Below are 12,989 nucleotides of genomic sequence, written 5' to 3'. Positions count from 1 at the left end.
GATTTGATGAGGTGTTGGCCGTGAAAAAAGCAACCATGAAGGATATTGCCCGTGAAGCGAAGGTTTCGGTGGCAACGGTTAGTTACATTTTAAATCATGTGGACAACCAGAAAATTACGGATGAAACGCGCTGCCGTGTGTTGGAAGCCGCGAAGAAGCTAAATTATATCCCCAGCCTTGCGGCACGTTCGCTTGTCCGGGGGAAATCCGGCATGGTGGCCTTGCTCTTCTGCCGCAGCGAGCGGGACGGGTTATGGAAGCAGTTCTATTACGGCAGATTAGCTGAACGGATGGAGATGCTCTGCAATCAGGCAGGCTATCACCTGCTTGTGCTGGGGATGGACGCCTTGCGGCCCAATCCAGAGATCATCCGGCAGCGGGAGGTGGATGGGGTGCTGTTGGCCGGAGTGAAGCAGGACGTCTTCCGGGACATTTCCGTCCATTTTAGCTTTGGGGTTCCGATCGTACTGCTCGATACCCATATCGACGATCCGCTGTTTCATAAAGTTGTGATGGATTACCGCAAGGCGTTTACCTTATGGAGAGAGCAATCGGCCGCGACCGCACGGCGCTTTCTGGTGTTGGATGACTTCACGAATGAGAACACGATGAAGATCATCATGGATGCGGCAGAACTCGAACCGGAAGCCATTTTCGTGCTCACAGCGGACAACGTGGACCATTTGCCCGATTTTCTGGCGCGGTTTCGAGGGGGCGCCGGGATTGTGATCAACGAGTTTGTTGGCATGCTTGTTGCGAACGCCTCACGAGGACTGGACGTGGATCTGACCGTCCTTTGTACGAGCGGCTGTCCTGAAGTGCTGCCTTCGACGGTCCACAAGCTCACCTCAGAAGCAAATCGCGGACAACTGGAGGTTGCTTTTCAGATCATGCAGTTTTATATCGAATCGAAGGACAAGCCCCCTTCAAATGCAAGCTCCAAAACTCAAGTGGGATATGAAGAATACGTTTCGATTCCATTGCAGCAAGTGAATGCCGAGGGCTAACTTCCCTCCGCTTCGTACGCCTCTTGCCACGATTATCCCTTTCGTTCAGGAAGCTATAAGCCGGGAGCGGGCAAGGTGAAGTGAAGGGAGAAAGCAGGTGCAGTGATAGGCGGTCATCAAGCGGGTTGCGGGTTCCTGAACAAACGGGATAATCCTGGAAAAGCCCCGGCCCATATATACCTCCGCCCGCAGCCTTACATCGATTTCCGAATGCTCCCCGGCGAATGCGCTGCTGCACCTTCCCGATACTGCCCCGGTGTCATCCCCTCTATCTTACGGAAGGAGCGGATAAAGTTCTGCGAGTTGTTGTATCTCAGCTTGGCCGCGATCTCCTTGACGGGCATTTCCGTATTGCGCAGCCATTCTTTCGCCATCTTGAAGCGGTACATCGTGAGGTACTCGCTGAAGGAGCAGCCCGTTTCTTTCCGAAAAATACTGCTGATGTAGTTCGCGTTGTAATGAAGACGGGCGGCGCAAGCCTCCAGGGTTAAATCGGTGTCGTACTCGTGGTGAATCAAATCGATAATTTTCTCCGAAATATTTTGGTACTGGGCGTTTTGCCGGTTATGAAAGATGCGGATCATCGGGTGAATGACCGTCGTCCAGAACCAATCCTCGATTTCTGCTTTGGTGTGCAGCCCAAACATCTCTTCAAACAAAGAACCGCTGCCTGCAGGCCGGATCTGGTGCAAGGCGATCCCCGCTTCCTGCATCATTACCAGCAAATTATTCAGCAGGCGGGTCAGCGGGATTTGATATTCCTGCGGCGTCAGCTCTTGGTTGAACATGGAGTTGAACAGCCGCGCATTCACTTCCTTGGCCTTCTCCGTTTCCGCCAGCTTAATGGCATCTAGCAGCTCGTTTTCCTTATGCGTCGGATAGTTCACGTTCAGGACATGCTTGCCGGAGTTGAGGTTCTCGTATTGAATAATGACCCCCGTCCCGAGCTTCATCCGATATTTTAATGCCTCCATCCCCTCGCGGTAAGCGATGGGCAGTTTTGAGATGGACTGAAATGACAAGCTTAGACCAATGCTGACATGGACTTTCAGGCATAGATGGATTTCGTGCTGCAGCTTCTCCGTCCAAGTATATACGGTTTGGTGGAACGAATCAGGCTCCTCTTCAGCACTTCCGATCAACGTCACGATGGTTTGGTCCATAATCACCGGGGTGAACCGGCTGCGGGGATCCAGCAACTCCTCGATGATATTTTGCGCGGCGAACAGCAGCAGGTTAAGATCCTTTTTGCCATAGGCTGAATCCTCCGTAAAATCCAGGGCTAAGGTAAACACCGTCATCGTTCGCCAAGCGCGGATCTGCTCCTGGTAGCCGTACTGTTCGAGCTTCTCTAGTAATTGGCTTTTGGTGTAGCGCCCTTGAAACGCTTCAATCAAGGAGAACGCCCGCACTTGTCGGATATGCTGCCGAACTTCCGTTTCAAGCTGCGATTTGGACTGGAACAAACGATCATACTCTTCACCAATGAGTTCAAACTCATCGGCATGGGTCCGGCGGACATCGGTTTTGCGCCGGCCGATGAGATGCAGAAGGCGTTCGATCGGCGAGTACATCCGGCGTGAGCCGAACCAGGCCAGCCCGACCGACAACACCAGCATAAACAGGCAGACATAGAAGGTGAACAGTCCAATTTTGCCGGCTTCCCGGGTCAGGCTGCCGATGGAGGTGACTGAGAGATACATCCATCCGTTCAGCTGGGAGCGCAAGTAGGTGACGGCATAAGCTTTCTTGCCGATGTGCGTCTGAAATTGCCCGGAGGGATGAGTTTCGTCCGCGAGCAAGGAGGTATCCTCCCATCCGGTTTCCTCCAGCTGACGGCCGATCCATGAAGGATCAGGATGCATCAGGATTTGCCCGTGCTCATCTGCGACAATCACCAGGTCCTCGGTCTGAACGTCCGTCGCCACAACGTCTTGCAGGCTGCAGGCAGGAAAATTGGCCAATGCCAGTCCGTATTTATGCAAGCTGGAGACCGGCAGCTTCTTGATCAGGCTGATGCTGTAATGGCAAGGTGCTGAATCCGCATTCTCCTCGCTATAAAACCAGGAGGACGGCGTTAACATCCAGGTGGTATCATTTGGCGTATCCATCAGCTGTTCCAGGCCCTCACGGTCCTTATATTCACTCATCCGATACAGCCCGGAGTTCTTCACCATCCAGTCCTGCTGGAGATTCATCAACACGACATCCTCCAGCTTCGTATCGAAGGATTGCATGTTGCGGATTTCATTCCGCAGGTCGTTATATAGTTTGAAATCGCTTTCAGATAACGGGTTTTGAAGAGCCCGCTTGAGCACGGTCGAGTTGACGACTTGATTTAACGTCTGGTTGACAGTTGTTAACTTCCGTTCTACATTGGAGTTAATTTGCGAAATTAGCTCAATTTTGCTTCGGTTGACATTTTTTTGGATTTCTCGGGTTGAAGTCAGATAGGAAAACGTTCCGATGAACAGGACGGGCAGTGTACTTACGGCGATTGTAAAAATCATCAGTTTGCTTAAGAAGCTTAAAGGTTTCACCAATCTCAGCACCTGACCTTATCGTTAAAAAGTCGTTAATTCCAAGTGTATGATGTCTGTCAAATAATAGCAATAATCATCTCGTGAGGCAATAATCATTTTGTATTATTCTTCGGTTTGAGGGGGCTTTGACCAATGATTAGAACCAAAGGCGGGGGCCGCGGATTATTCGCGACAGCGTTGCTCTTACTCGTGCTTGTATTCTTGGTTTCCTTGCTAAGCGGGTGTATAAACCGGGATAGGCAACTTCAGGCATCCGATTCGGATCGGCCGTATTTGTCCGTGTTGGTGCCGCTTCACTTTCCTCAGCCGCCATCGAAGGAGATGGTAGCCAAAATCGAGGAGTTAACCGACGTGCGACTGGATTTGAGATGGGTGTCGGAGGGCGTTTATACCGACAAAATGTTGACGGGGTTAACCACCAACTCCCTGGCGAAGGTCAGCTTTGTGAAAGTATCGGATTATCACATGGTGAAAAATGCGATTCGTTCCGACGTCTTCTGGGAAATTGGGCCGTATTTGGCAGAGTTCCCGAACCTGAGCAAGCTGGATCCGAACATATTAGATCAGACGGCCGTAGACGGCAAGATTTATGGGCTGTATACCGAACGCCCTTCCTCACGGCAAGGGGTCATTTTGCGCAAGGATTGGTTGGAGCGACTGGGGCTGGAGGAGCCCAAGAAACTGGATGAGCTTTATGAAGTGCTGCGGCAGTTTACATACGGAGATCCGGATGGCAACGGGGAGCAGGACACGCTTGGTGTCGTAGACCGGAACGATTTGGTTTACGGTATTTTTAAGACGCTCAGTTCCTATTTTGGCACCCCCAACAACTGGAAGATCGAGGACGGCAAGGTCATTCCGGAATTTATGACGGATGAATATTTGAATACGATGAATTTTATGAAAAAGTTGTACGACGAGAAGCTGATCAATTCGGATTTTCCGCTGACCAGCAAAGAGGTGCAACGAGATCGGTTCATCCGCGGGGAGGCGGGCGTTCTGATCGGAAGTATGACCGACGTGCAGCGCCTTGCCATTGAAGCGCGGGCCATCAATCCGGATGCGGATTTTACGCTGGTGAACCGGATTAAGGGGCCGTACGGGTACAAAGTGTGGTCGATTCCGAATTTTAACGGTTTGTATCTATTTTCGAAGAAAATGATTCCTACCGAGCAGGATCTCAGAGACGCGCTTCGGTTCTTCGACCGAACGATGGATCGGGATGTGGCTAATTTAATGAAATACGGCTTTGAAGGCAGACACTACCGGACGGAAAACGGGATGGTTATTCTGCCGGAAGAAACGTCGCAGCTCCGGGTGAACGAGGTGAATCCGCTATATTCGCTGATGATTGCCGATATCAGCAACCCCAATATTATGGAGGTTGCACAAAAAGAGCATTTGACTCAAATTGCCGAGCAGCTTAGCAAAGACAATGAAGCATTCCTGGTGGACGATCCGACGGTTCGTCTCAGCTCACCGACATATGATGAGAAGAGTGCGGAGCTGTCCACGATCATAAGCGATGCCACCTACAACTACATCCTGGGGCGCATCGACGCCGAAGGCTTCCACCAAGAGATTGAGCGCTGGAAGCAAAGCGGCGGTCAGGTCGTAATCCGCGAATTTGAGGAAGCGCTATCACACCGATAATCATTAGTTCAGGTTTAGCGCTGAGCCGCTGCCGTTATGAGGAAATGATTGTTTCCGTACCTTGGTCATGACGATACCGTGGAAGAGTAAGTAATCCAAACCATGGGAGGTCCAAAGGCTATGAAGAAACAATCCTTCATCCTCATTCTGACCGCACTGTTAGCGCTAAGCGTTGTGCTGGCCGGTTGTGGAAGCGCTAACAATAAGAAAGGCGGCAATTCAACAGCGGCAGAGCCGGCTGCAACCACGGCGGATAACGGCGCGAACCCAACCGCAGAAGCGGAGAAACCAACGGAAATTACGATTATGCTGCCGTTAAATACGTCGGAGACGCCGCCGGATACGATCAAAGCGGAACTAGAGAAGCTGACGAACACGAAGCTGAACTATCAGTTTTTCCCGGCAGACACGTATGAAGAAAAGCTGAACACCGCATTTGCCACGGGTTCCTTGCCCCAAGTGACCTATCTCAAAAACCAAACCACGTTTATTCAAATGAAAGAAGCGATTAAGGACGGACAGTTTTGGGAAATTGGCCCGTTGTTAAGCGAATTTCCGAATCTGAACAAATTGAAGCCGGAAATTCTGAACAACACGAAGGTGGAAGGCAAGCTGTACTCCCTCTATATCGGCAGACCGCTGGCCCGCCAGGGGATCATCTACCGCAAGGATTGGGCCGATAAGCTAGGCTTGTCCGCACCGGCTAATGTGGACGAATTGTTTGAAATGGCCAAGGCGTTTACGGAACAAGACCCGGACGGCAACGGTCAAAAGGATACGATCGGGATCGCTGACCGGAACGAGCTGGTTTATGGAGCGTTTAAGACGGTATCCGCCTGGTTTGGCACACCCAACAATTGGGGTGAGAAGGACGGCCAACTGTTGCCGGAGTTTATGTTCCCGCAATATATCGATACGATGGATTTCTTTAAGAAGCTGCGGGATAACGGCTACATGAACCAGGATTTTGCAGCGACCAGCAAGACCGATGCCGTCAATATGTTCACCAGCGGCAAGGCCGGGCTTTATATCGGCGGGTCGATGCAGGACATTGATTCCCTCAACAAGGATCTGATCAAAAATGTGCCGGATGCTGTACTCGACACGCATAGCATGGTAGCCGGTCCCGACGGGAAGTTCGCCCAGTGGATGATTCCGGGCTACAACAATATCATTCTGTTCCCGAAATCGGCGGTGAAGGATGAAGCGGAGCTCAAGAAGATTTTGGCGTTCTTTGACAAGATGATGACGCCGGAAGTAGCCAATTTGATGTACTGGGGCATTGAAGGCACGCACTATACGGTCGTAGAAGGCAAAGCCAAGGCTGCGGATAACAAAGAATTGATCGAGCGCGAAGTGAAGCCGTTTAAGGACAGCGTCATCGGGGAACCCGAAACCAACGGCATGTACGAAAGCTACAATACGCTGCCAGGCCGGATCCATGCGGAAGAATTAATCAAGGAAAACGTCAAGGTGGGCGTGCCTGACCCTACGGCGGCGCTGGATTCGCAAACCTACGCGGAGAAGGGCGTGGAGCTGCAGCAGTTGATTACGGACGCCACGTATCAATATATTTACGGTCAAATCGACAAGGCGGGCTTCGAGAAAGCGATCGAGCAATGGAAGAGCCGGGGCGGTTCGCAAATTATCGAGGAATATAACGCAGCGAGATAACGTCTTATTGAAGGAACATAGGAGGAGATTTATATGAGAGAGGCAACTGTTCCATCCTCCGTTGCGACGAAGCTTCCGTCGCCCGATCGACGCACGAAGGCCGCACAGCTTCGCAAGCGGCTGTGGCGAAATAAATGGCTGTATGTGATGCTGCTGCCCGGCGTGCTCTATTTTATCATCTTCAAATATTTGCCGATGTACGGGCTGATCATTTCCTTTCAGGACTACAAGCCGTATAACGGCATTCGGGGCAGCGAATGGGTAGGATTGGAGCATTTTCAGCGGCTGTTTACGGAACCGGATTTTATGATGATTTTGAAAAACACGGTGATCTTGTTTGCGCTCAACCTGTTTATCTATTTCCCGGTGCCGATCATTCTGGCGTTAATGCTAAACGAGCTAAGAGGGAACTTCTTTAAAAGGCTGTTCCAAACCTTCGTCTACTTGCCGCATTTTATGTCCTGGGTCATTATCGTGTCGATTACTTACGTGATGGTGACGATGGACGGCGGGATTATCAATGAACTGTTGGTGTACTTTGGCTTCGAGAAGATCAACTTCCTGCTGAACCCTGACTGGTTCCGGCCGATGTACATCCTTCAGGTCATTTGGCGGGAGGCCGGCTGGGGGACGATCATCTACCTGGCCGGCATGGCGGCCATCGATCCTGGATTGTATGAGGCGGCACGGATGGACGGTGCCGGACGGATGCGTCAGGTATGGCATATTACACTTCCGTCGATCCGGGGTGTGATCATAACGCTGTTTATTTTGAAAATCGGGCATGTGCTGGATTTAGGCTTCGAGCATGTCTATCTGCTGTTGAATTCGATGAACCGGCAGGTTGCGGAGATTATTGATACGTATGTGTACACCGCAGGGCTGCGGCAAGGACAATACAGCTACAGCACGGCGATTGGATTCTTCAAATCCGTCATCGGCCTGATCCTGGTCATGCTGGTCAACAAACTATCCAAGAAGTTCGGGGAGGAGGGCGTTTACTGATGGTGGAGGATCGATCGATCAGCGGTCGTATTTATGCGGCGATTAATTTTACGCTGTTGGCCATAATTTCGTTGATTACGGTGCTGCCCTTCGTGCATGTCGTGGCCGGTTCTTTTACGACAAACGCAGAGCTGGCGGCAAATAAATTCGTGCTGATTCCCAAAGTATGGAGTTTGGAAGCCTATCGGTTTATTTTTTCAACGAACACGATTTTTAGGGCGATGGGGGTTTCCGTTGGCGTCACGCTCGTCGGTACGTTGTTCAGCATGCTGCTGACAGCGCTGATGGCATATGGGCTGGCGCGTAAAGACCTTGATGGCCGAAGAACCATCAATTTTCTTGTTGTTTTTACGATGCTGTTTAACGGCGGCTTGATTCCGACGTTCCTGGTTGTGAAGGAGCTGGGGATGATCGATACGTATGCTTCCTTAATCATTCCCTCTGCGATCAGCGCATTTAATATGATCATTCTGAAGAACTTCTTTCAGAACATTCCGGAGGGCTTGGAGGAGTCCGCGCGGATCGACGGCTGCAACGACTTTGGCATCCTGTTTAAAATCGTGCTGCCGCTGTCCATGCCGGCCATCGCCACGATTTCCCTGTTCTATGCGGTGACGTATTGGAATACGTACATGTCGGCGATTTTGTATTTGAACGACAGCGCCAAATGGCCGATCCAAGTGCTGCTGCGACAAATCGTCGTGCTCGCGAGCGGGCTGGACCACAGCGCCGAATTGGATGGAACTGTGCCGCCGCCGGATCAGACAATCAAGATGGCGGTCATCGTGGTTGCCACTCTGCCGATTTTGCTGGTGTATCCGTATCTGCAGAAGCATTTTGCCAAAGGAGCTTTGCTGGGATCGATGAAAGGGTGAGGGGTCTATGGCGATGAAATCCGAAGCGGAAGGAGTTGGAGAAAGATGGGGCAACGTCCAGACTCTCCTATAGCTTGGGCGAAGAAGGCATGCGATTCGATGATGGACATATACCAGGATGCGGGAACTCTCCCTCCCGCTCATCGCTGGCATTATCATCAAGGCGTCTTTCTGTGCGGGATGGAACAGCTGTGGGAGGTCGTTCAGGAGGAGAAGTACATCCAGTACATTCAACAATATGTAGATGACTTGGTGGATGAGCAGGGCAATTTGATGTTCGCCCGCGATGAGCTGGATGCCGTGCAGGCTGGTTTGCTGCTGTTTCCACTATATGAACGAACCGGGAAGTCTAAATATCGAATCGCTGCTGAGAAACTGCGTTACTTGCTGCTGACGCTGAATCGCACGAGTGAGGGCGGTTATTGGCATAAGGATAAGTATCCGTATCAGATGTGGTTGGATGGACTCTATATGGCCGGGGTCTTTTCGCTAAAATATGCAAATGCGTTCGGGGAATCAGGGCTTCGGGCTGAAGTATTGCACCAGGAGAAGCTGATGCGCAAACATATGCTCGACGCCAAAAGCGGCTTGCTCTATCATGCTTGGGACGAGAGTCGGCGGATGCCTTGGGCGAATCCGGAAACCGGCTGTTCCCCGGAATTTTGGAGCCGCTCGCTGGGCTGGTACGGCTTGGCGCTGGCTCAATTCCTCGATTTGCTGCCGGCAGACGAGCCGGGGAGGGCGGAGCTTGCGAGGGCGTTCTCCAGTTTCGTGGATGCACTGATCCGTTATCAGGATCAAGAGAGCGGGCTCTGGTATCAGGTGGTTGATAAAGGTGATCGCCCGGATAACTGGCTGGAAACGTCGGGCTCCTGCTTGTTCGTATACACCTTGGCTAAAGCGGTGCAGCAAGGACTGGCCGGTGAAGATGCCGGGCGTGCCGCATTGCGGGGATACGAAGGGCTGACCCGAGTCGTGGAATGGGACGATAAAGGCCGTCTGGTGTTGCCGGATATCTGTATCGGTACATCGGCAGGGGATTATGACCATTACGCGGCGCGCCCGAAAGTGAAAAACGATCTGCACGGGGTTGGCGCGTTTGTGATGGCCTGCACCCAAATGGAAATGCTCCTCAGCAGAAAGGAAGATCCTGCGGATGTGCATGTATAATATCGTTGATTATGGGGCTGTGAAGGACAGTGGAGTTCCCGCAACCGCAGCCATTGCGGCCGCGATTACGGCGGCAAGTGAAGCCGGCGGAGGTACGGTGCTCGTGCCAGCAGGAACATTTGTGACCGGAGCGATTTTCTTGAAGAGCCATATCGAGCTTAGGTTAAGCCCTGGGGCGGTGTTGTCCTTCAGCACTAACCCGGATGATTATCCGGTCGTACAGTCCAGATGGGAAGGGGTGCAACGGGAGGTCCATGCCTCCTGCATCTACGGGGAAGATCTCGAGAATGTGTCTGTCACGGGGAACGGATGCATCAACGGGAACGGCCAGCCCTGGTGGGAGAAGCACCGGAACCGTCCGGAGGAGCTGCACTATCCGCGTCCGAAGTTAATCAGCTTCGACCACTGCAGGCGGGTAACGATTAAAGACGTCACATTGGTCGACTCCCCTAGCTGGACGGTCAACCCGATTTGCTGCCAAAACGTGACGATTGACAACGTATCAATTCTGAATCCGGCGGACTCTCCGAATACGGACGGAATTAACCCGGAATCGTGCTCGAACGTGCGAATCAGCAACTGCCATATCGATGTCGGGGACGATTGCATTGCGATTAAGGCAGGTACGGAGGAGACGGCGGAGCGGGTTCCTTGTGAGAACATTACCATCACCAACTGCACGATGATTCACGGTCACGGCGGGGTGGTAATCGGGAGCGAAATGAGCGGAAGTATCCGGAACGTGACGATCTCGAATTGCGTCTTCCAGCACACGGACCGCGGCATTCGGCTCAAGTCCCGTCGCGGCCGAGGAGGTATCGTTGAGGATATCCGCGTCAGCAACCTCGTGATGAATAACGTGATCTGTCCTTTTATTATGAATCTATATTATTTTTGCGGTCCATGCGGTAAGGAGAAATATGTGTGGGACAAAAATCCGTATCCCATCACGGAGGCAACCCCGCAGTTCCGCCGGATTCATTTCTCCGACATTACCGCGCGCGAAGTACATGCCGCTGCCGGCTTCTTGTATGGATTGGCGGAGCAGTACATTTCCGAAATCACCTTCGACCGTATCGAGATTTCCATGGCGAAGGACGCGATTCCCGGCCGTCCTGCCATGATGGATGGAATCGAGGAGATGGTGCGGCGCGGGTTCTACCTGGGAAATGTGCGGGACGTACGATTTAACCAAGTGTCGGTTGAAAACCACGAGGGTCCGGCTTTTTATATTGAACACGGGGAGGATGTAGAACTTACGGGGTGCCGCTCACTCCGAACTGCTAAGCCGGAGTCTTTAGTGGAGCGGCATTAAGAGGGGTGCAATTTTCGGGTTGAGGACGCAAATATCGGATTTTCCGCCCAGGCAGCAGCAGGGTGCTATAATGATGGCGTATAAACCGATCAACAGGGGGAGGACTCGAACGATGCACGAACATACGGACCGCTCGCGGGTGAAAGGCTTTCTCCGCGCAGAAGGAACAAAAATCGTCAACGGCGATGGAGAGGAGATCCTGCTGACGGGCTGGGGACTGGGGAATTGGCTCTTATGCGAAGGCTATATGTGGCTATCCCATCACTCCCGGTTCGATCGCCCGCGGCGGATTGAGGCCGTCATTCAGGAATTGGCCGGAGCGGATTATGCGGAAGAATTTTGGAAGCGTTTCCGAGAGAACTATGTGACCCGCGAAGATATCCGGCGCATGGCGGAGCAGGGGTATAACTCAGTCCGCATTCCTTTTAATTGGAGATTGCTGATGGAGGACGAGCCGGGCATCCGCTGGAAAGAGGACGGGTTTGCATTGATCGACCGCTGTTTGGATTGGTGCGAGGAGTTTGGTCTCTACGCCTTTCTGGATATGCATGGAGCGCCTGGCGGACAGACCGGAGCCAACATCGACGACTCGATCGACGATTTCCCTCGCTTGTTCACCGATGAGGAAAGCTGGAACAAAGCAATCGAGCTGTGGAAGGAGTTGGCGCGGCGGTATCGCGACCGCTGGATCGTCGGCGGGTACGACCTGTTAAATGAGCCGGTTCGTCCCGGTTTGATGGAAGGCAAACACGAGGATTACCTCGTTCGGCGGCTGGCGGCATTTTATGATGAAGTAATTGCAGCGATTCGGGAAATGGACGACCGACATCTGCTGTCGGTGGAAGGGCATCACTGGGCGACGAATACGGCAATATTTTATAAACGTTATGATCCCAATATGGTGATCCATTTCCATCGATACGCTTGCAAACCCGGCAAAGAAGCGTACGAGGAGTTCCTTAAGCTGTCCGAGACGCTGGATCAACCGCTATGGCTTGGCGAGACCGGGGAGAACGAGCTGGAGTGGTTTGCGGCGATGTATCCGTTAGCCTTGTCGCTGGGGATCGGCTACAACTTATGGCCGTGGAAGAAGATGGAGCGCGCCAACTCGCCGTATTCGGTGAACAAACCTGATGGCTGGGACGAGCTGCTGGCTTATGTCGAGGGCGGAGCACGACCAAGTTATGAGCGCGCACGGCAGATTCTTGATGCTTATTTAGATAACATCAAGGTAGAGAACTGCACTCCTCATCCAGAGGTAACCGCGGCGGTCTTCCGCAAGCCGGGCTCTCGGGTTCGCGGTACAGATTTTGATGAGCTGCCGGGCAGAGGCATCTCGTTCAGCGGACGCCGCACGGAAGGGAACATTTATAAATACCGGGCCCAAACGGGCATGAAAATCGTGCCGATCTCAGATGAGCCGCAACCGAAGAAGTTCGGGTTTGATTGCGGCTGGCAAAATCTCGCGCTCGAGCTTGCGGACGGCGAGTTTGCCGCCTATTCGTTCTGCGGACTCGAGGCAGGCAACACGGCGATGCTGGAGTTGATTTGCCGGGAAGAAACGGTGATCACATTGAAGCAAGATGGGGTTGAGCGCGCGCGTCTGACGATTTCTCCAAGCCAAGATGTCAGCCGCTACAGCGCCGTACTTGTTGAGGCCGCGAAGACCACGCTAACCGTTAGTGTGGAGACGGGCCGAGTCGAGTTGCATGCCATTACAGTGGAATAAATTGAAAAAAAGGCTTGA

Annotated in this window: 9 protein-coding genes; 8 read left to right on the top strand and 1 reads right to left on the bottom strand. The window is 52.4% G+C overall.

The genetic code is table 11. The features are described 5' to 3' along the window. Nucleotides 1–20: 20 nt before the first annotated feature. Nucleotides 21–1,007, top strand: coding sequence for a LacI family DNA-binding transcriptional regulator (locus M891_RS23320; RefSeq protein WP_051416835.1), 987 nt, complete (start codon nt 21–23; stop codon nt 1,005–1,007). Between the two features lie 194 nt (nt 1,008–1,201). On the opposite strand, the gene M891_RS0104830 is transcribed toward M891_RS23320, so the two are convergent. Then, a complete protein-coding gene (locus M891_RS0104830; RefSeq protein WP_028538025.1) occupies nt 1,202–3,547 on the bottom strand; it encodes a helix-turn-helix domain-containing protein in 2,346 nt (781 codons plus the stop codon). Between the two features lie 135 nt (nt 3,548–3,682). On the opposite strand from M891_RS0104830, the gene M891_RS0104825 reads away from it, so the two are divergent. The 7 genes from M891_RS0104825 (at nt 3,683) to M891_RS0104795 (ending at nt 12,971) form a co-directional block, all read left to right on the top strand. Next, a complete protein-coding gene (locus M891_RS0104825) occupies nt 3,683–5,203 on the top strand; it encodes an extracellular solute-binding protein (protein WP_028538024.1) in 1,521 nt (506 codons plus the stop codon). Between the two features lie 120 nt (nt 5,204–5,323). After that, nucleotides 5,324–6,877, top strand: a complete 1,554-nt coding sequence (locus tag M891_RS0104820; RefSeq protein WP_028538023.1) for an extracellular solute-binding protein — start codon at nt 5,324–5,326, stop codon at nt 6,875–6,877. Between the two features lie 33 nt (nt 6,878–6,910). Then, a complete protein-coding gene (locus M891_RS0104815) occupies nt 6,911–7,882 on the top strand; it encodes an ABC transporter permease (RefSeq protein ID WP_028538022.1) in 972 nt (323 codons plus the stop codon). Next, entirely contained in the window at nt 7,882–8,757 is an 876-nt protein-coding gene (locus M891_RS0104810; protein WP_028538021.1) for a carbohydrate ABC transporter permease, read from the top strand. Before M891_RS0104815 ends, M891_RS0104810 begins: the two co-directional genes overlap by 1 nt. A 45-nt stretch (nt 8,758–8,802) precedes the next feature. Continuing rightward, nucleotides 8,803–9,927 (top strand): glycoside hydrolase family 88/105 protein, encoded by a 1,125-nt coding sequence (locus M891_RS0104805; protein WP_028538020.1) that lies wholly within the window; start codon nt 8,803–8,805, stop codon nt 9,925–9,927. Beyond that, nucleotides 9,914–11,242, top strand: coding sequence for a glycoside hydrolase family 28 protein (locus M891_RS0104800; protein ID WP_028538019.1), 1,329 nt, complete (start codon nt 9,914–9,916; stop codon nt 11,240–11,242). Before M891_RS0104805 ends, M891_RS0104800 begins: the two co-directional genes overlap by 14 nt. Nucleotides 11,243–11,354: 112 nt before the next feature. After that, nucleotides 11,355–12,971, top strand: a complete 1,617-nt coding sequence (locus M891_RS0104795) for a glycoside hydrolase family 5 protein (protein ID WP_028538018.1) — start codon at nt 11,355–11,357, stop codon at nt 12,969–12,971. The last annotated feature ends 18 nt before the right edge of the window (nt 12,972–12,989 follow it).

The organism is Paenibacillus sp. J14 (genome assembly GCF_000518465.1).
GTDB classification, from domain to species: Bacteria; Bacillota; Bacilli; order Paenibacillales; family Paenibacillaceae; genus Fontibacillus; species Fontibacillus barengoltzii.
Note: the sequence above shows the minus strand (reverse complement) of the source record. Positions and strands in the feature narration are given on the sequence as shown.

Excerpts from the sequence above, each read along its gene's own strand:
- M891_RS0104825 (WP_028538024.1), top strand. The coding sequence starts at position 3,683 with ATGATTAGAACCAAAGGCGGGGGCCGCGGATTATTCGCGACAGCGTTG.
- M891_RS0104820 (WP_028538023.1), top strand. The coding sequence starts at position 5,324 with ATGAAGAAACAATCCTTCATCCTCATTCTGACCGCACTGTTAGCGCTA.
- M891_RS0104815 (WP_028538022.1), top strand. The coding sequence starts at position 6,911 with ATGAGAGAGGCAACTGTTCCATCCTCCGTTGCGACGAAGCTTCCGTCG.
- M891_RS0104810 (WP_028538021.1), top strand. The coding sequence starts at position 7,882 with ATGGTGGAGGATCGATCGATCAGCGGTCGTATTTATGCGGCGATTAAT.
- M891_RS0104805 (WP_028538020.1), top strand. The coding sequence starts at position 8,803 with ATGGGGCAACGTCCAGACTCTCCTATAGCTTGGGCGAAGAAGGCATGC.
- M891_RS0104800 (WP_028538019.1), top strand. The coding sequence starts at position 9,914 with ATGTGCATGTATAATATCGTTGATTATGGGGCTGTGAAGGACAGTGGA.
- M891_RS0104795 (WP_028538018.1), top strand. The coding sequence starts at position 11,355 with ATGCACGAACATACGGACCGCTCGCGGGTGAAAGGCTTTCTCCGCGCA.